Genomic DNA, 18277 nt, shown 5'->3' with positions numbered 1-18277 from the left:
GCCTGTGGCCCGTATCCGGGTTCTCGTCGTCGACGACCACCGCATTTTCGCCGAGTCGCTCGCCGCGGCGCTCGCCGCCGAGCCGGACGTCGACGTGGCCGCGGCGGGCAGCGGACCGGCGGCCCTGCGCTGTCTGGAACGCGCGGCGACCGAGGGACGCGGTTACGACGTGATACTGGTCGACGCCGAACTCGGCGTCCCCCGCCCGCCCGGCCACCAGGCCGTCGCCCTGGTCCCGGCGCCCGCCGCGCCCCCCGGCGAGAACGGCCTGGCCGACGGCATCTCCCTGGTCGCCGGCATCCGGTCGCTGCGGTCCCCGGTGCGCATGGTGGTGCTCGCCGAGAAGGACGATCCGCGCCGGGCCGCGCGCGCACTCCAGGCGGGCGCCTGCGGCTGGGTCGCCAAGGACAGCTCGCTGCAACGACTGCTCGCGGTGATCCGGGGGGTGCTGCGCGACGAGACGCATCTGCCGCCCGCGCTCCTCACGGGGGTGCTGCGGGAGCTGATGGCGGACCGCAAGCACCGCACCGAGAGCGAACAGCTCGTCGAGTCGCTGACCCCGCGCGAGCGGGAGGTGCTGCGCTGCATGGTGGCGGGGCTCGGCCGCAAGGCGGTCGCGGAGCGGCTCTTCCTCTCCCCGCACACGGTGCGCACCCACATGCAGAACGTACTGGGCAAGCTGGGTGTGCACTCCACGCTGGCGGCCGTCGCGCTGGCCCGGCGGGCGGGCGTGGGCCCGGCCGACCTGGACGCACCGGCCCCGGTGCCGGCCCTAACCGGGGACGTTGTCGAACGGGGCGGTCAACTGGCGTAGCAGACCCGCCAGTTCGCCCCGCTGCTGGCGGGACAGCTCGCCCAGGATGGCGCGCTCCTGGGCGAGCAGGCCGGCCAGCGACTGGTCGGCCTTGTCGCGGCCCTCGGCGGTGAGCCGGACCAGGACGCCACGGCGGTCGCTGGGGTCGGGGAGCCGCTCGACGAGGTTCTTCTTGGTCAGCCGGTCGATGCGGTTGGTCATCGTGCCCGACGTGACGAGGGTCTGGGTGAGGAGCTGGCCGGGCGAGAGCTGGTACGGGGCGCCGGCGCGGCGCAGCGACGTGAGGACGTCGAACTCCCACGGCTCCAGCTGATGCTCGGCGAAGGCGATTCTGCGGGCCCGGTCGAGATGGCGGGCCAGGCGGGAGACGCGGCTGAGGACCTCGAGTGGTTCCACGTCGAGGTCGGGGCGCTCCCGGCGCCATGCAGCGACCAGTCGGTCGACCTCGTCCTCCATGTGGATCAGTGTAGAGGGTCTGTCGACATGAAGTCTCTTGAATTCAAGTGTCTTGACATCAAGATACTTTTTCGCCGATCCTGATCCCATGACCGCACCCACCTGGGATCCGCAGCAGTACCTGCGCCACGCGGACCATCGCACCCGCCCCTTCCACGACCTCCTGGCCCGCGTCCCCGAACTTCCGGACGCCGCCGCTCCCCGTATCGCCGACCTCGGCTGCGGTGCGGGCAACGTCACCGTCCTGCTCGCCGAGCGCTGGCCCGGGGCCCGTATCACCGGCTACGACAACTCCCCGCAGATGCTGGAACGGGCCCGCGCCCACACCACCGCCCTGCTCGGCTTCGCCGAGGCCGACGCCGCGACCTGGACCCCCGACCGGCCCCACGACCTGATCATCTCCAACGCCCTGCTCCAGTGGGTCCCCGGCCACGCCGACCGCCTCCCCGACTGGCTGGACGCCCTCACCCCCGGCGGGATCCTCGCCCTCCAGGTCCCCGGCAACTTCGACCAGCCCTCGCACGTCCTGATGCGCGAGCTCGCCGACTCCCCGCGCTGGCGCTCCCGCCTGGGCGGCCGCCTGCGCCACACGGACGCCGTCCTCAGCCCCGCCGGCTACCTGGACCGCCTCACGGCCCCCGGCCGCACCGCCGACGTCTGGGAGACCACCTACCTCCACCTCCTGCACGGCGAGGACCCCGTCCTCGACTGGGTGAAGGGCACCGGACTGCGCCCGGTCCTCACCGCCCTCGCCGACGACGAGGAGGCCCGGAGCGCCTTCCTCGCCGAATACCGCGACCGGCTGCGCGCCGCCTACCCGGCGGGCCCGCACGGCACCGTCTTCCCGTTCCGCCGCATCTTCGCCGTCGCCCGCCGGGAGAAGTGATGATCGCCGCCGTCGACCACGTCCAGCTGGCCGCCCCCGCGGGCGCGGAGGAGGCGCTGCGCACGTACTACGTGGCCGTTCTCGGGATGACGGAGATCCCCAAGCCGCCGGTCCTCGCCGCCCGCGGCGGCTGCTGGTTCCAGGCCGGCCCGGTCCAGCTCCACCTGGGCGTCGAGGCGGACTTCCGCCCGGCCCGCAAGGCGCACCCGGGCCTGCGGGTGCGGGACATCGAGGCGTACGCGGCCCGGCTGGCGGAGCGCGGCGTTCAGGTGCGGTGGGACGGGGACCTGCCCGGCCACCGCCGCTTCTTCAGCGAGGACCCGGTGGGCAACCGGCTGGAGTTCCTGGAACCGGACGGGGCCCCGCCACCGGAGAACCGGTGACGGGGCCCGTCGGACGCGGTCACGGCCGTGGCGACGGCCGCGCGCCGTGGATCAGCTGAGGCTGCTGTACGTGCTCCAGCCGCCGCCGAGCCCGACCCGCGGGGGGAACTGACCCGCCCCGTTCGAGGTGTAGAGGTAGAGACCGCCGCTGCGGTCGACGCCGACCAGGTCGGCCTTGCCGTCCCCGGTGAGGTCACCGGGAGCGGCCAGCTTCGCGTAGGTGTTCCAACCGCCGCCGATGAGGTACGACGACCCGAACGGCTTGGCCGCCTGGCCCGTGCCCCGGTACATGTACAGGTTGCCGGCCGAGTCGCGGGCCACCAGGTCGGTGCGCCCGTCCCCGGTGAAGTCGCCGGCGCCGACGATGGCGGTGTACGCGTTCCAGCCGCCGCCGACCTTGACCCGGGCGCCGAGGGCGCCGCCCGTGCCGTTGCCGGGGTGGAGGTACAGGGAGCCGCCGCTGTCACGGGTCAGCAGGTCGCCCTTGCCGTCGCCGGTCAGGTCGCCGGGGCCGACGGTGAGGTTGTAGCCGCCCCAGCTGCCGCTGATCCGGGGGGCGTCGCCGGGGGCGTAGCTGTAGTTGTAGAGCCCGCCGTCGTACACCTCCATGAGGTCCACCAAGGCGTTCTCGTTGAGCGAGGACGAGTAGAACGGCTTGGCGCCCTTCCACCCGCCGACGTCGCTCATCTGGGAGCGCGGGCTGAGCTTCCCGTTGTTCAGCGACCAGTAGGCCCAGAGCGTGCCCTTGGTGTCGAGCCCGAGGAGGTCGTTCTTGCCGAAGTCGGGCGCGCCGCCCGCGCCGGCGAGGAGCGAGGCCACGTTCAGGCCGGTGCCGCCCGCGACGCGCGGCGCGAGCGCGCCGCTGTCGCCGGTGGCGAGATAGACGTAGACGTCGCCGTTGACCGCGCGGGCGAGCAGATCGCCGCGGCCGTCGCCGTTCAGGTCGTCGGCGCCGACGACCTGGTTGTAGGTCTGCCAGCCGTGACCGACTTTGACGCTGTGCGCGAACGGGGCCGCCGCGGACCCGGTGCCGGCGTAGAAGTACAGGTCGCCGGACGTGTTCCGGCCGTAGAGGTCGGCGATGCCGTCCCCGTTGACGTCGTTCGCCCCGATGAGGTGGTCGAACAGCTGCCAGCCCTTGCCCACCAGGACCCGTGCGGAGAACGGGGCCGAGGCCGTGTCGCCGGTGGCCGCGTACAGATACAGCTCGCCCGCGGGCGTGCGGGCCAGCAGGTCGGAACGTCCGTCGCCGGTCAGGTCGCCGGGCGTCAGGACCTTGTTGTAGATCTGCCAGCCCTTGCCGGTCCAGATCGCGCCGCTCGCACCGGAGACGGAGTAACCGGTGTGCAGCGAGAGCTCGCCGTACGGCGACAGGGTCAGGAGGTCCGCGATGCCGTCGCCCGTTCGGTCACCGGCCGGAATGATGTCCTTGAACGCGGACGGAGGCCCACCGGGGATGTCGAACGCCGACTCCCCGGCGTTGTTCGGCGTGATGTACAGCTCCGAGTCGTACGACCGGTAGATCAGGTCGGAGTAGCCGTCACCGTCGAAGTCCGCACGGGGCTTCGCCGCGACGGCGGCGTCGCCCGCGCCCGGAGCGGCGGCCGCCTTCTGCTTCCGGGCGGTGTGCTCCGGCAGGGTCAGGGCCGGCCGCGGGCCCGCCGATGCCGTGGGCCGCTCGGCGACCGAGCGGTGCGGTGCGGTGTCATCGGCCGAGGCCGGGGCGGCCAGCAGCATGCCGGCCGAGAGGACGAGAGCGGTGCAGGCAGCTATGCGGCCCGCGCGCTTCGAGCGCGCGGGCAGGGCACGACGGCCGGGTTCCACAGAAGACAAAGCCCCCCCAGGGGTACGTGTGGGAACCGGGAGAAACGTCTTCACAGGTGCGATACATGCGCACGGAAGCGTTCCCGGGATGCTCACAGACTCTACAGCTGTGACCAGTGGGACTGAAGTGATAAAGAACTGAACGATCTCCTGGACCGGCCGCCCGACGGACGGGGCCCCGCCACCGGATGACCGGTGACGGGGCCCCCCGCGCGTGGGTGCGGTCGTGCCGTGGATCAGTACAGGTTGACGTAGGTCTGCCAGCCGCCGCCGACCTTGGCCCGGGCGCCGAACTTGCCGGTGCCGGTCGAGGCGTAGCGGTACAGGTCGCCCTTGCCGTCGACACCGAGGACGTCGGCCTTGCCGTCGCCGTTGATGTCGCCGGGCGCTGCCAGCTTCTTGTACGAGTTCCAGCCGCCGCCGATGGAGACGCGGGACTTGAACGGCTTCGACGCGACGCCCGTACCCGGGTACAGGTACAGCGTCCCGCCGGAGGTGCGGGCGAGCAGGTCGGTGAGGCCGTCGCCGTTGTAGTCACCGGCGCCGAGCAGCTTGTTGTACGCGTTCCAGCCGGCGCCCACCTTGATCCGGGAGGCGAACGCGGTGCCCGTGCCGTTGCCCCGGTACAGGTAGAGGTTGCCGGAGCGGTCGCGGGCCAGCAGGTCGCCCTTGCCGTCACCGCTGAGGTCGCCCGGGCCGACGAGGCTGTTGTAGACGCCCCAGCCGTTGCCGATGGGGCTGCCGTTGTTGTACAGCGTGCCGGCGTAGAGCTCCATCAGCTCGGCCCGGCCGTCGTTGTCGAGGGACGACGGGGTGGTGATGTCGGCCCCACCCCAGTTCTCGCCGACCAGCTGGCGTGCGGCGAGCAGGCCGTTGTTCTTCGGGTAGTACCAGAACAGGTTGCCCTGGGTGTCCAGGCCGAACATCTCGTTCTTGCCGAAGTCGGGGTTGCCGCCCGCCCCGACGAACAGCGACACCGCGTTCCAGCCGGTGCCGCCTCCGGAACGGGTGAGGAAGCTGCCCACTCCGGTCGACTCGTAGTAGTACAGCGCGCCGGCCGTCGTCCGCGCGAGGATGTCACCGAAGCCGTCACCGTTGGCGTCGTCGACGCCGATGATCTGGTTGTAGCTGTTCCAGCCGCTGCCGACGTGCACCCGCCCCGCGAACGGCGCGGCCGCGTTGCCGGTGCCGGGGTAGAAGTAGAGATCACCGCCGGGCGTGCGGGCGAAGAGGTCGGCGATGCCGTCGCCGGTCACGTCGTTCGCACCGACCAGCTGGTCGTAGACGCCCCAGCCGTTGCCGACCTTGACCCGGGACTTGAGCGGGCTGCCGGTGACCGCGCCGGTGGTGACGTACAGGTACAGCTCGCCCGACGGCGTGCGGCCCAGTACGTCGCCGCGGCCGTCGCCGTTCAGGTCGCCGGCGCCGACGAGCTTGTTGTACACCTGCCAGCCGTTGCCCGACCAGGTGCGGGAGCCGGTGTAGGAACCGACCGGGCTCTGGAAGAGCGAGAGCGTGCCGGTGGCGGACAGCGCCAGGATCTCGGGGCTGCCGTCCCCGTTCAGGTCGCCGGGGGCGACGAGGTCCTTGTACTGCTCCGCTGAGTCGCCGCCGCTGAGCGTGTACTCGTAGGCGTCCGCCCCGCTCGACGGCTCGACGTACACCGTGCCGTTGATCGCGCGGTACATCGTGTCGCTGAAACCGTCGCCGTCCACATCGAGGCGCGGCTTCGCGGGCACCACCGCGTCCGCCGCGCCCGCGACACCGGCCGCACGCGACTTCTGGGCCGAGCGCTTCGGAAGGGTGAGGGACGGCAGCCGGCCGAGAACCGGCGCGGGCTGCTCGACGGCGGTGCGGTGCGGTGCGGTGTCATCGGCCGAGGCCGGGGCGGCCAGCAGCATGCCGGCCGAGAGGACGAGAGCGGTGCAGGCAGCTATGCGGCCCGCGCGCTTCGAGCGCGCGGGCAGGGCACGACGGCCGGGTTCCACAGAAGACAAAGCCCCCCCAGGGGTAAGTGGTGGAACCGGGAGAAACGCCTTCACAGGTGCGATACGTGCACACTGAAGCATTCCCGGGATGGTCACAGACTCTACAACTGTGACCAGCGGGACTGAAGCGATTTAGCGATGAACAATCTCCCGGTTTTCCGGGTCTCCCGGATGCCGGGACGCCGCCTGTCCGCGGGGGGACGCGCCGCGGACAGGCGGCCGTGGGCCGCCGCCCCTCAGCTCCTGCGGTGCCCTATCAGCCGCGGCTTCGACTCCAGGTTCTCCAGACCGTGCCACGCCAGATTCACCAGATGCGCGGCGACCTCCGCCTTCTCGGGCTTACGGGCGTTCACCCACCACTGCCCCGTCAGCGCCACCATCCCGACCAGCGCCTGCGCGTACAACGGCGCCAGCTTCGGATCGAAGCCCCGGGCCTTGAACTCCAGACCCAGGATGTCCTCCACCTGCGTGGCGATGTCGCTGATGAGGGAGGCGAACGTACCCGTCGACTGGGCCACCGGCGAATCACGGACCAGAATGCGGAAACCGTCCGTGGAGGTCTCGATGTAGTCCAGCAGCGCGAACGCCGCCTGCTCCAGCAGCTCACGCGGATGACCGGCGGTCAGCGCACCGGTCACCATGTCCAGGAGCTGACGCATCTCCCGGTCCACCACCACGGCGTACAGCCCCTCCTTGCCGCCGAAGTGCTCGTACACCACCGGCTTCGAGACCCCGGCACGCGCCGCGATCTCCTCCACCGAGGTGCCTTCGAAACCCTTGTCGGCGAAGAGGGTGCGACCGATGTCCAGCAGCTGCTCGCGGCGTTCCTTCCCGGTCATCCGCACCCGGCGGGTCCGCCGGGCGGAGGGTGCACGGGTGTTCTCGCTGCCTGCGCTTGAGTCGGTCGCCACATCGTCAATCATGCCGCGTCGGCCCGCGCGGGGTAGCGCCGGGACTCGATACGGGCCGCGTCCGGCCAGCGCACGTCGTGCGCCCAGCCCAGCTTCTCGAACCAGCGGATCAGCCGGGCACTCGAATCGATCTGACCCCGCATCACCCCGTGCCGCGCACTCGTCGGGTCCGCGTGGTGCAGGTTGTGCCAGGACTCGCCGCACGACAGGACCGCCAGCCACCACACGTTCCCGGACTTGTCACGGGACTTGAACGGGCGCTTGCCGACCGCGTGACAGATCGAGTTGATCGACCAGGTCACATGGTGCAGCAGCGCCACCCGCACGAGCGAACCCCAGAAGAACGCCGTCGCCGCACCCCACCACGACATCGTGACCAGGCCGCCCACCAGCGGGGGAATGGCCAGCGAGACGATCGTGAAGGAGAGGAAGTGACGCGAGATCCCGCGGATCACCGGATCCCTGACCAGGTCGGGGGCGTACTTCTGCTGAGGCGTCCGCTCCTCGTCGAACATCCATGCGATGTGCGCCCACCAGAGCCCCTTCATCAGGGCCGGCAGCGTCTCGCCGAAACGCCACGGCGAATGCGGATCACCCTCCGCGTCCGAGAAACGGTGATGCTTGCGGTGATCGGCCACCCAGCGGACCACCGGACCCTCCACGGCCAGCGAACCGGCCACGGCCAGAGCGATCCGGAGCGGACGCTTGGCCTTGAACGAACCATGGGTGAAGTAGCGGTGGAAGCCGATCGTGATCCCATGGCAGCCGATGAAGTACATCGCCACCATCAGACCCAGATCGAGCCAGCTCACACCACGGCCCCACGCCAGCGGCACCGCCGCGACCAGGGCCACGAACGGCACGACGATGAACAGCAGGAGCGCGATCTGCTCGATGGACCGCTTGTTGTCCCCGCCGAGCGTGGCGGAGGTAAGGACCTGACCATCGGCCGTCTGAGCGGCCTCGATCACTTCGGGGCTGGACTTCATGGGGAGTCCCCTGTGGAGTGAGAATGCGGCGGACAGGCAGGGCCCCGAACGAGGGACCCCAGGGCTACGCACCCGTAACCTACGGCGTCGTAAGTATGGCAGCGAGGAGGCCCGCCACACGCGAAGACGACGGACCGCGCACGGACGGACGCCATACGGGGTAGGGCACCTCTCGTGTACCCGCACATCCCCCGTACGAACAACGGGCACCTCTCGGGGCGCGAACAGCGCCGACAGCACGGACACCTATCCTGGGGAGGTCGGACAGCGCGGTCCGCACCCTGCCACCCGGGGGGTCGCGTCGGCACCGCAGCCGGCCGCGGGCCCCGGATCCCGTGCTCAACCACTGCAAGGAGCCGCACACTGTGAGCAGTGCCGACCAGACCCCTGCCGCCAGCCCCGAGCTGCGCGCCGACATCCGCCGCCTCGGCGACCTGCTGGGCGAGACCCTCGTACGCCAGGAAGGCCAGGAGCTCCTCGACCTCGTCGAGCGCGTCCGCGCCCTGACCCGCACCGACGGCGAAGCCGCGGCCGAACTCCTCGGCGACACGGACCTGGAAACCGCCGCACGACTCGTGCGCGCCTTCTCCACGTACTTCCACCTCGCCAACGTCACCGAGCAGGTCCACCGCGCCCACGAGATGCGCGACCGGCGCGCCGCCGAAGGCGGACTCCTCGCCCGCACCGCCGACCGGCTCAAGGACGCCGACCCCGAGCACCTGCGCGAGACCGTCAAGAACCTCAACGTACGGCCCGTCTTCACCGCACATCCCACCGAAGCCGCCCGCCGCTCGGTGCTCAACAAGCTCCGCCGCATCGCCGCGCTCCTCGAAACCCCCGTCATCGAGGCCGACCGGCGCCGCCACGACCTGCGGCTCGCCGAGAACATCGACCTCATCTGGCAGACCGACGAGCTCCGCGTCGTCCGCCCGGAACCCGCCGACGAGGCCCGCAACGCCATCTACTACCTCGACGAACTCCACGCCAACGCCGTGGGCGACGTCCTGGAGGACCTGGCCGCCGAACTCGAGCGCGTCGGCGTCGAACTTCCCGCCGGCACCCGCCCCCTCACCTTCGGCACCTGGATCGGCGGCGACCGCGACGGCAACCCCAACGTGACGCCCGCCGTCACCTGGGACGTGCTGATCCTCCAGCACGAGCACGGCATCACCGACGCCCTCGACCTCGTCGACCAGCTGCGCGGACTGCTCTCCAACTCCATCCGCTACACCGGGGCCACCGAAGAGCTCCTCAACTCCCTCCAGGCCGACCTGGAGGCGCTCCCCGAGATCAGCCCCCGCTACAAGCGGCTGAACGCGGAGGAGCCCTACCGGCTCAAGGCCACCTGCATCCGGCAGAAGCTCGTCAACACCCGCGAGCGCCTCGCCACCGGCACCCCCCACCGCCCCGGCTGCGACTACCTCGGCACCTCCCAGCTCATCGCCGACCTCGCCCTCATCCAGACCTCGCTGCGCGCGCACAAGGGCGGCATCGTCGCCGACGGCCGGATGGACCGCACCATCCGCACCCTGACCGCCTTCGGCCTCCAGCTCGCCACCATGGACGTGCGCGAGCACGCCGACGCCCACCACCACGCCCTCGGCCAGCTCTTCGACCGCCTCGGAGAAGAGTCCTGGCGCTACGCCGACATGCCCCGCGACTACCGGCAGAAGCTCCTCGCCAAGGAACTCCGCTCCCGTCGCCCCCTCGCCCCGACCCCGGCCCCGCTGGACGCCGCGGGCGAGAAGACCCTCGGCGTCTTCCACACCATCAGCCAGGCCTTCGAGCGCTTCGGCCCCGAAGTCATCGAGTCCTACATCATCTCGATGTGCCAGGGCGCCGACGACGTCTTCGCCGCCGCCGTCCTCGCCCGCGAAGCCGGACTCCTCGACCTCCACGGCGGCTGGGCCAAGATCGGCATCGTCCCGCTCCTGGAGACGACCGACGAGCTCAAGGCCGCCGACGTCATCCTCGACGAGATGCTCGCCGACCCCTCCTACCGCCGCCTCGTCTCCCTCCGCGGCGACGTCCAGGAGGTCATGCTCGGCTACTCCGACTCGTCCAAGTTCGGCGGCATCACCACCTCCCAGTGGGAGATCCACCGCGCCCAGCGACGCCTGCGCGACGTGGCCCACCGCTACGGCGTACGCCTGCGCCTCTTCCACGGCCGCGGCGGCACCGTCGGCCGCGGCGGCGGCCCCTCGCACGACGCGATCCTCGCCCAGCCGTGGGGCACGCTGGAGGGCGAGATCAAGGTGACCGAGCAGGGCGAGGTCATCTCCGACAAGTACCTCATCCCGGCGCTCGCCCGCGAGAACCTGGAACTGACCGTCGCCGCCACCCTCCAGGCCTCCGCGCTGCACACCGCGCCCCGCCAGTCCGACGAAGCCCTCGCCCGCTGGGACGCGGCCATGGACACCGTCTCCGACGCGGCCCACAACGCCTACCGCAAGCTCGTCGAGGACCCGGACCTGCCCGCGTACTTCCTCGCCTCCACCCCGGTGGACCAGCTCGCCGACCTGCACCTGGGCTCGCGGCCCTCCCGCCGCCCCGGCTCGGGCGTCTCGCTCGACGGACTGCGCGCCATCCCCTGGGTCTTCGGCTGGACCCAGTCCCGGCAGATCGTGCCCGGCTGGTTCGGCGTCGGCTCCGGCCTCAAGGCCCTGCGCGAGGCCGGACTCGGCTCCGTCCTGGAAGAGATGCACGAACAGTGGCACTTCTTCCGCAACTTCCTCTCCAACGTCGAGATGACCCTCGCCAAGACCGACCTGCGCATCGCCCGCCACTACGTGGACACGCTCGTCCCCGACGAGCTGAAGCACGTCTTCGACGGCATCGAGGCCGAACACGCGCTGACGGTGAAGGAAGTCCTCAAGGTCACCGGTAACAGCGAACTGCTCGGCACCAGCCCCGTGCTCCAGCAGACCTTCGCCATCCGCGACGCCTACCTGGACCCGATCTCCTACCTCCAGGTGTCCCTCCTGGCCCGCCAGCGCCAGGCAGCCGAACGCGGCGAAGAGCCCGACCCGCTCCTCGCCCGCGCCCTGCTGCTCACCGTCAACGGCGTCGCCGCGGGCCTGCGCAACACCGGCTGATCAACGCGACCGCGGGCGGGGTCCCCTCACAGGGCGAAGAACGTCGCCACGAGCAGGACCCCACCCGCGATCCCGGTCCCCCAGCCCGTCCGCGGCAGCCGCAACCCGCCGCCGATCACCAGCCCGGCCAGGACCAACGCCCCGCCCAACGGCACCCACGCATGCAGAAAACCCGGCACGCCGGTGCGCACGACCTCGAAGGTGTCCGGCTTCACGACGACCGGGAAACGATCCCCCTTCTTCGCCGCCACGGACTTGACGACCGACACCCGCGAGCGCGCGGCCCCGCCGTCGGACGGCGCGTAAGGGCCCGTGCAGACCTCGCTGCCGCACCCCGTCACCGTCATCGTCCCGTGCTCACGGCCCTTCGCCAGCACGATGTGCTGCGCCGACGCCCACGAGGACCACACACCCGCGACGAGCACCACCAGGACCACGCAGCCGAGCGCCGCGCCGCGGCCGTACCGCAGGGCACGGTGGGAAGAGCTGTGTTTCATGGGGGCCGATCCTTGGTCAGGCCCCCGCACCCGGTCAAGCCGTGGCTGAAAACAGCCCGGTTACCGGTAGGTATGTCGGTTTCGGCGCAGACCGGGACTCATGCGTTGTACGCGCTCTGCGCGCGCTCCAACCCCTCCGCCAGCAGACACTCCACCGCGTCCGCGGCCCGGTCCACCACGAAGGCGAGCTCCTTGCGTTCCGTGGAGGAGAAGTCCTTCAACACGAAGTCCGCCACCTGCATCCGCCCCGGCGGACGCCCGATCCCGAACCGGACCCGGTGGTACTCCGGCCCCATCGACTTCGTCATCGACTTCAGCCCGTTGTGGCCGTTGTCGCCGCCGCCCAGCTTCAGCCGCAGCGTGCCGTAGTCGATGTCCAGCTCGTCATGGATCGCCACGACATGGTCCAGCGGCACCTTGTAGAAGTCGCGCAGCGCCGTGACCGGGCCGCCCGACAGGTTCATGTACGACATCGGCTTCGCCACCACCACCCGGCGGCTCAGCGGCCCGGGCGGACCGATCCGCCCCTCCAGCACCTGCGCCTGGGCCTTGGGGGCCCGCTTGAACTTCCCGCCGATGCGCTCCGCGAGCAGGTCGGCGACCATGAAACCCGCATTGTGCCGGTTCGCCGCGTACTCGGGACCAGGATTGCCCAGGCCCACGATCAGCCAGGGGTCGGTGGCGTCGGACATCGCGCAGGGTCTCCTCGCGTACGAACGGGCGGCGAAAGGGAAAAACGGGGCGGCGGATCCCCCGGAAGGAGACCGCCACCCCGTCAGTCAAGCAGGTGGGGCAAGGCTCACGCCTCGGCGGGAGCCTCCTCCGCGGGGGCCTCCTCGGCCTGCGCGGCGACGACCTGCAGCACGATGGCGTCCTCGTCGCCGGCCAGCACCGAACCCTTGGGCAGCGGAACGTCCTTGGCCAGGATCGAGTCACCGGCGTCCAGGCCCGCGACGGAGACGGTGACCGACTCGGGGATGTGCGTGGCCTCGGCCTCGACGAGCAGCGTGTTCTGCACGTACTCGAGCAGGTTGCCGCCCGGGGCCAGGTCGCCCTCGGCGTGCACCGCGATCTCGACGTTGACCTTCTCGCCGCGCTTGACGGTCAGCAGGTCGACGTGCTCGATGTTGCCCTTGAGGGCGTTGCGCTGCACGGCCTTCGGGATGACCAGCGCGTCCTTGCCGTCGATCTCGAGACCGATCAGGACGTTGGCGGTACGGAGCGCGAGGTGCAGCTCGTGGGCCGGCAGCGTGACGTGGACGGCCTCGGCGCCGTGGCCGTAGACGACCGCGGGAACCAGGTTGGCGCGACGGGTACGGCGGGCAGCGCCCTTGCCGAACTCGGTACGGACCTCGGCGTTGAGCTTGATCTCGGCCATGACTGCACTCCTCGTAAGGTGAAGAACTACGGATGGTCACCCGGCCCACGACAGGCCTGCTACGAAGAGCGCGCCGATAACGGATCGCCGTACCTATGAGTACGGCCTCCCTCGCCGAGCAACTCGCTGAGTCTACCCGGCGGGGAGGCCGCACCCAAAGTGGATCTTCCGTGACCCTCTTCGCCTACTGCGAGAGGTCCTACTGCTCCTCGAAGAGGCTCGTCACCGAACCGTCCTCGAACACCTCACGCACCGCACGCGCGATCGTCGGCGCGATGGAGAGCACCGTGATCTTGTCGAGCTCCAGCTCGCCCGGGGTGGGCAGGCTGTCCGTGAACACGAACTCGCTGACCTTCGAGTTCTTCAGCCGGTCCGCGGCCGGGCCCGAGAGCACACCGTGCGTCGCCGTCACTATGACGTCCTCGGCACCGTGGGCGAACAGGGCGTCCGCGGCGGCGCAGATCGTGCCGCCGGTGTCGATCATGTCGTCGACCAGGACGCAGACCCGGCCCTTCACGTTGCCCACGACCTCGTGGACGCTGACCTGGTTGGGCACGTCCTTGTCGCGACGCTTGTGCACGATCGCCAGCGGAGCGTCCAGGCGGTCGCACCAGCGGTCGGCGACGCGGACGCGGCCGGCGTCCGGGGAGACGATCGTCAGCTTCGAGCGATCGACCTTCGCACCGACGTAGTCGGCCAGGATCGGCAGCGCGAAGAGGTGGTCGACCGGGCCGTCGAAGAAGCCCTGGATCTGGTCCGTGTGCAGATCCACCGTGAGGATGCGGTCCGCGCCCGCCGTCTTCATCAGGTCCGCGATCAGACGGGCCGAGATCGGCTCACGGCCACGGTGCTTCTTGTCCTGACGGGCGTAACCGTAGAACGGCACGATCACCGTGATGGAACGTGCCGACGCGCGCTTCAGCGCGTCCAGCATGATCAGCTGCTCCATGATCCACTTGTTGATCGGAGCGGTGTGGCTCTGGATCAGAAAGCAGTCGGCCCCGCGGGCCGACTCCTGGAAGCGGACGTAGATCTCACCGTTGGCGAAATCGAAGGCCTTCGTCGGCACGAGGCCCACACCCAGCTGGTGCGCAACCTCCTCGGCCAGCTCGGGGTGGGCGCGGCCGGAGAAGAGCATCAGCTTCTTCTCGCCGGTCGTCTTGATCCCGGTCACAGCACAGTCTCCTCAGACGTGTTCCTGGCGCTGCACGCAGATGTCCCGAAGTGCAACGAGCCAGCCGAAATGGGGTGAGCATCTATCACGGTACGCCGTGCGCGACGCACCTGTTTCCGGTCAGCTTTCGCTGTCGGTGTCCTCCGCCACGGCCTGGGCCGCCTGCGCGGCCGCACTCCCCGGACGCTTACGGGCGACCCAACCCTCGATATTCCGTTGCTGGCCACGGGCCACGGCCAGCGAGCCGGCCGGCACGTCCTTCGTGATCACCGAGCCCGCCGCGGTGTAGACGCCGTCCCCGATCGTGACAGGCGCCACAAACATATTGTCCGAACCGGTACGGCAGTGCGATCCGATCGTCGTGTGGTGCTTCTTCACCCCGTCGTAGTTCACGAAGACGCTCGCCGCACCGATGTTCGTGTGGTCGCCGATCGTCGCGTCCCCCACGTACGACAGGTGAGGAACCTTCGTCCCCTCCCCGATCGTGGCGTTCTTCATCTCCACGTACGCACCGGCCTTGGACTTCGGACCCAGCTTCGTGCCCGGCCGCAGATACGCGTACGGACCCACCAGCGCGCCCGGACCCACCTCGGCCCCGTCGGCCACCGTGTTGCTCACCCGCGCGCCCTCGTGGACGACGGTGTCCGTCAGCCGCGAGTTCGGACCCACCTCGGCGTCCTCCGCGACGTGCGTCGCACCCAGCAACTGCGTACCCGGGTGCACGACCGCGTCCCGCTCGAACGTCACGGTCACGTCGATCAGGGTCGACGCCGGATCCATCACCGTCACGCCCGCCGTCATCGCCCGCTCCAGCAGCCGCTGGTTCAGCAGCCGACGGGCCTCGGCGAGCTGCACCCGGTTGTTGATCCCGAGGATCTCCCGGTGGTCGGCGGCGACCGACGCCCCGACCCGGTGTCCGGCCTCCCGCAGGATGGACAGCACGTCGGTGAGGTACTCCTCGCCCTGGCTGTTGTCCGTACGGACCTTGCCGAGCGCGTCCGTGAGCAGCCGGCCGTCGAACGCGAACACCCCCGAATTGATCTCCCGGATCGCACGCTGCGCGTCCGAGGCGTCCTTGTGCTCGACGATCTCGGTGACCGCGCCGGTCGCCGGGTCGCGGACGATGCGGCCGTAACCGGTGGCGTCGGGGACCTCGGCGCTGAGCACGGTGACGGCGTTGCCGTCGGCGGTGTGGGTGGCGGCCAGCGCGGCGAGCGTCTCACCGGACAGCAGCGGGGTGTCGCCGCAGACGACGATCACGGTGCCGTCGACGGTCCCGCCCAGCTCGTCGAGCCCGACGCGCACCGCGTTCCCGGTGCCCTTCTGCTCGGGCTGGAAGGCGGTGCGCACCTGGGCGTCCGCGGCGGTGAGGTGGGCGGTGACCTGCTCGCCGGCGTGGCCGACGACCACGACGAGGTGCTGCGGGTCCAGCTCACGGGAGGCTGCGACGACATGTCCGACGAGCGAGCGCCCGGAGATTTCGTGCAGGACCTTGGGGGTCTTCGACTTCATGCGGGTGCCCTCACCCGCTGCGAGGACGACGACGGCTGCCGGGCGAACGGAGCTCACGGATATGCCCTTCGGCTTCGGGTGGTGGACATCCGCAGGATACCGGGGGGCGTTGAGGCGGACATGAGTGCGGGCCCCGACCGGTTGGTCAGGGCCCGGCGCGCCGAGCTCCCCCACCAGGACTCGAACCCGGACAAATAGCACCAAAAGCTACTGTGCTGCCAATTACACCATGGGGGAATGAAGGCGAACAGACCGGACATCGCGTCAGGTCGCCGGATGGCACCCAACACTATGCCGTACCACCGGCCCTCGACGCGACGGTACAGGTCCGCGCTTTCGTTCACGCGGACCCCCGCCTATTCGAATCCGTTCGACGCCACGACGTGCTGTGCAGGTCACCCGAAAATGAGGTGCGCCCGCCCGTACGCTGGATGCCATGACCGCAACGGGGGCAGACCGGGAGGCGGCGGGTCTGACCACCCGCGGCTACTGGTGGTGGGAACGGCGACGGAGTGTCGCACTGGACGGGGGACTGGCGCTGGCATCGGCGCTGGAGTGCGCGCTGGAAGGCGTGGCGTTCGCCGGGGACACCGGGCTGCCGGTGCCGCTGGGAGTGGTGTTCGGGCTGCTGGCCGGGTCCGTGCTGCTGGTGCGCCGGAAGTGGCCCATCGCCGTGGTGCTCGTGTCGATCGCCACGACGCCGGCCGAGATGGGCTTCCTGATGGGCCTGGTCGGCCTGTACACGCTGGCCGCGTCCGAGGTGCCGCGGCGGATCACCGCGGTGCTGATGAGCATGGCGCTGGTGGGGACGTTCCTCGTCACGTACGTGCGGCTGCGGCAGGGCGTCGACGCCGACGCGGACTTCGGTCCCGGCGACTGGTACGTGCCGATGCTGTCCCTCTTCATGGCGGTGGGCCTCACCGCGCCGCCGGTGCTGTTCGGCCTCTACATAGGGGCGCGGCGCCGGCTGATGGAGAGCTTGCGGGAGCGGGCGGATTCCCTGGAGCGGGAGTTGTCGTTGCTCGCGGACCGGGCGGAGGAGCGGGCGGAGTGGGCGCGTACCGAGGAGCGGACCCGGATCGCGCGTGAGATGCATGACGTGGTGGCGCACCGGGTGAGTCTCATGGTGGTGCACGCGGCGGCTCTGCAGGCGGTGGCGCCGAAGGATCCGGCGAAGGCGGTGCGTAACGCGGCGCTGGTCGGTGACATGGGGCGGCAGGCGTTGACGGAGTTGCGCGAGATGCTCGGCGTGCTGCGGACGGGGGAGCCGATGGTGACGCGGGTGGCGAAGGTGCCGCTGGCCTCGGTGGGCCGGGTGGTGCCGGCGGCCGAGGACGGGCCGCGGCTGGACGAGATGGAGACGCTGGTCGGGGAGTCCCGGGCGGCGGGGATGACGGTGGAGCTCTCGGTGGAGGGCCGCTCGCGTCCGTACGCGCCGGAGGTCGAGCAGACGGCGTACCGGGTGGTGCAGGAGGCCCTGACGAACGTGCACAAGCACGCGGCGGGTGCGAAGACGTGGGTGCGGCTGGCGCACCGGGACTCCGAGGTCGCGATGCAGGTGGAGAACGGTCCGTCGGACGCGGCCACCGCGGATGCGGGGCTGCCCAGTGGGGGTAACGGTCTGGTGGGGATGCGGGAGCGGGTGCTGGGGCTCGGCGGTGTCTTCGTGTCGGGTCCGACGGACGCGGGCGGGTTCCGGGTGTCGGCGGTGCTGCCGGACGGGGAGGCGGTGTAGGGCGGCCCCGCCCCGGCCGGTCCGGCGTGTAGGGGCGGGCCCTTGTGCCGGCGGGCGGACGGCCGTTCGGCCGGGCGTCGGGGCGTCGGCGCCCTCGCTCAGCCCGAGACCAGGCGTTCCGGCTGCATTCCGGTGATCAGGGTGGCGAGGGCGTGGTCGATGTCGGGTCCGAGGTACCAGTCGCCGGTGTGGTCGATGCTGTAGACCCGTCCCTCGCTGTCGATGGCGAGGACGGCCTGTCCGTCGCCCTCTTCGCCCAGGGGGGCGACCTCCGTCTGCAGGGCGCGTCCCAAGTCGCCCAGGGTGCGGGCGAGGTGGAGTCCGCTCAGCGGGTCGATCCGCACGGGCGCCGGTGCGATCTGGCGCCCCGGTGCCGTCGCGGTGATGAGCAGTCCGCCGAATTCCGCCCATGCCTCCACCGCCGCCGGGAAGACGGCGTGCTGGTGTCCGGCGGGGGAGGCGTGCGAGCGCAGGGCGTCGGCCCATTCCTCGGCCTGGCGGATGTCCCAGCGGCCGGGGTGCCAGCCGGCGGTGCGCAGGGCGGCGTCGATGGCGACGGGGAAGCGGGTGGAGCTGTGGCGGTCGTGCTGGGCGCGGCCTGTTTGTGCGGGCAGTTCGGTGCGGTCGTGCATGGG

The 18277-nt window shown here is 70.8% G+C and carries 16 protein-coding genes and 1 tRNA gene; 5 read left to right on the top strand and 12 right to left on the bottom strand.

The window, feature by feature from the left end; translation table 11 throughout:
- Positions 1–4 precede the first annotated feature (4 nt).
- On the top strand, positions 5–814 hold the full coding sequence (locus ABZ454_RS05845) for a response regulator transcription factor (protein ID WP_356322369.1): 810 nt from the start codon (positions 5–7) through the stop codon (positions 812–814).
- Here ABZ454_RS05845 and ABZ454_RS05840 read toward each other — a convergent pair.
- Positions 773–1270, bottom strand: a complete 498-nt coding sequence (locus ABZ454_RS05840; protein ID WP_356322358.1) for a MarR family transcriptional regulator — start codon at positions 1268–1270, stop codon at positions 773–775. The two genes, ABZ454_RS05845 and ABZ454_RS05840, sit on opposite strands and share 42 nt — an antisense overlap.
- A gap of 88 nt (positions 1271–1358) precedes the next feature.
- Here ABZ454_RS05840 and ABZ454_RS05835 point away from each other — a divergent pair, with 88 nt between their 5' ends.
- Together ABZ454_RS05835 and ABZ454_RS05830 are read left to right on the top strand one after the other, a co-directional pair.
- Positions 1359–2156 carry a trans-aconitate 2-methyltransferase gene (locus ABZ454_RS05835; RefSeq protein WP_359536254.1) on the top strand — a complete coding sequence of 266 codons (798 nt, stop codon included), beginning with the start codon at positions 1359–1361 and terminating at the stop codon, positions 2154–2156.
- The gene (locus ABZ454_RS05830; RefSeq protein WP_359536253.1) at positions 2156–2539 is read left to right on the top strand and encodes a VOC family protein; all 384 of its coding nucleotides are present in this window, start codon (positions 2156–2158) and stop codon (positions 2537–2539) included. Before ABZ454_RS05835 ends, ABZ454_RS05830 begins: the two co-directional genes overlap by 1 nt.
- Positions 2540–2590: 51 nt before the next feature.
- Here ABZ454_RS05830 and ABZ454_RS05825 read toward each other — a convergent pair whose 3' ends face one another.
- From ABZ454_RS05825 to ABZ454_RS05810, 4 genes are all read right to left on the bottom strand, one after another.
- Positions 2591–4363 carry a VCBS repeat-containing protein gene (locus tag ABZ454_RS05825; RefSeq protein WP_359536441.1) on the bottom strand — a complete coding sequence of 591 codons (1773 nt, stop codon included), beginning with the start codon at positions 4361–4363 and terminating at the stop codon, positions 2591–2593.
- 236 nt (positions 4364–4599) lie between these two features.
- Positions 4600–6264, bottom strand: a complete 1665-nt coding sequence (locus tag ABZ454_RS05820) for a VCBS repeat-containing protein (protein ID WP_359536440.1) — start codon at positions 6262–6264, stop codon at positions 4600–4602.
- Between the two features lie 323 nt (positions 6265–6587).
- Positions 6588–7274, bottom strand: a complete 687-nt coding sequence (locus ABZ454_RS05815; RefSeq protein WP_356322355.1) for a TetR/AcrR family transcriptional regulator — start codon at positions 7272–7274, stop codon at positions 6588–6590.
- On the bottom strand, positions 7271–8251 hold the full coding sequence (locus ABZ454_RS05810; protein WP_359536252.1) for a fatty acid desaturase: 981 nt from the start codon (positions 8249–8251) through the stop codon (positions 7271–7273). The genes ABZ454_RS05815 and ABZ454_RS05810 overlap by 4 nt, the downstream gene beginning before the upstream one ends.
- 365 nt (positions 8252–8616) lie before the next feature.
- Here ABZ454_RS05810 and ppc point away from each other — a divergent pair, with 365 nt between their 5' ends.
- Positions 8617–11346, top strand: coding sequence for a phosphoenolpyruvate carboxylase (ppc, locus tag ABZ454_RS05805; RefSeq protein ID WP_356322353.1), 2730 nt, complete (start codon positions 8617–8619; stop codon positions 11344–11346).
- 26 nt (positions 11347–11372) lie between these two features.
- Here the strand turns inward: ppc and ABZ454_RS05800 are convergent, their stop codons facing one another.
- The 6 genes from ABZ454_RS05800 to ABZ454_RS05775 all read right to left on the bottom strand — a co-directional run bounded on the left by ABZ454_RS05800 (position 11373) and on the right by ABZ454_RS05775 (position 16144).
- Positions 11373–11843 carry a hypothetical protein gene (locus ABZ454_RS05800; protein ID WP_359536251.1) on the bottom strand — a complete coding sequence of 157 codons (471 nt, stop codon included), beginning with the start codon at positions 11841–11843 and terminating at the stop codon, positions 11373–11375.
- Between the two features lie 98 nt (positions 11844–11941).
- Positions 11942–12535, bottom strand: coding sequence for an aminoacyl-tRNA hydrolase (gene pth / locus ABZ454_RS05795; RefSeq protein ID WP_359536250.1), 594 nt, complete (start codon positions 12533–12535; stop codon positions 11942–11944).
- A gap of 107 nt (positions 12536–12642) precedes the next feature.
- The gene (locus tag ABZ454_RS05790) at positions 12643–13221 is read right to left on the bottom strand and encodes a 50S ribosomal protein L25/general stress protein Ctc (RefSeq protein WP_359536249.1); all 579 of its coding nucleotides are present in this window, start codon (positions 13219–13221) and stop codon (positions 12643–12645) included.
- Positions 13222–13420: 199 nt separating this feature from the next.
- A complete protein-coding gene (locus tag ABZ454_RS05785; protein WP_356322349.1) occupies positions 13421–14395 on the bottom strand; it encodes a ribose-phosphate diphosphokinase in 975 nt (324 codons plus the stop codon).
- A gap of 120 nt (positions 14396–14515) precedes the next feature.
- Positions 14516–15964 carry a bifunctional UDP-N-acetylglucosamine diphosphorylase/glucosamine-1-phosphate N-acetyltransferase GlmU gene (gene glmU / locus ABZ454_RS05780; RefSeq protein ID WP_356322348.1) on the bottom strand — a complete coding sequence of 483 codons (1449 nt, stop codon included), beginning with the start codon at positions 15962–15964 and terminating at the stop codon, positions 14516–14518.
- Positions 15965–16072: 108 nt separating this feature from the next.
- A tRNA-Gln gene (locus ABZ454_RS05775) sits at positions 16073–16144 on the bottom strand.
- Between the two features lie 199 nt (positions 16145–16343).
- On the opposite strand from ABZ454_RS05775, the gene ABZ454_RS05770 reads away from it, so the two are divergent.
- On the top strand, positions 16344–17642 hold the full coding sequence (locus ABZ454_RS05770; protein WP_356322346.1) for a histidine kinase: 1299 nt from the start codon (positions 16344–16346) through the stop codon (positions 17640–17642).
- A 98-nt stretch (positions 17643–17740) separates the two neighbouring features.
- On the opposite strand, the gene ABZ454_RS05765 is transcribed toward ABZ454_RS05770, so the two are convergent.
- On the bottom strand, positions 17741–18274 hold the full coding sequence (locus tag ABZ454_RS05765) for an SUKH-3 domain-containing protein (protein ID WP_359536248.1): 534 nt from the start codon (positions 18272–18274) through the stop codon (positions 17741–17743).
- Positions 18275–18277 lie beyond the last annotated feature (3 nt).

It is taken from the genome of Streptomyces sp. NPDC005803 (assembly GCF_040630435.1).
In the GTDB taxonomy this organism is placed as follows: Bacteria; Actinomycetota; Actinomycetes; order Streptomycetales; family Streptomycetaceae; genus Streptomyces.
Note: the sequence above shows the minus strand (reverse complement) of the source record. Positions and strands in the feature narration are given on the sequence as shown.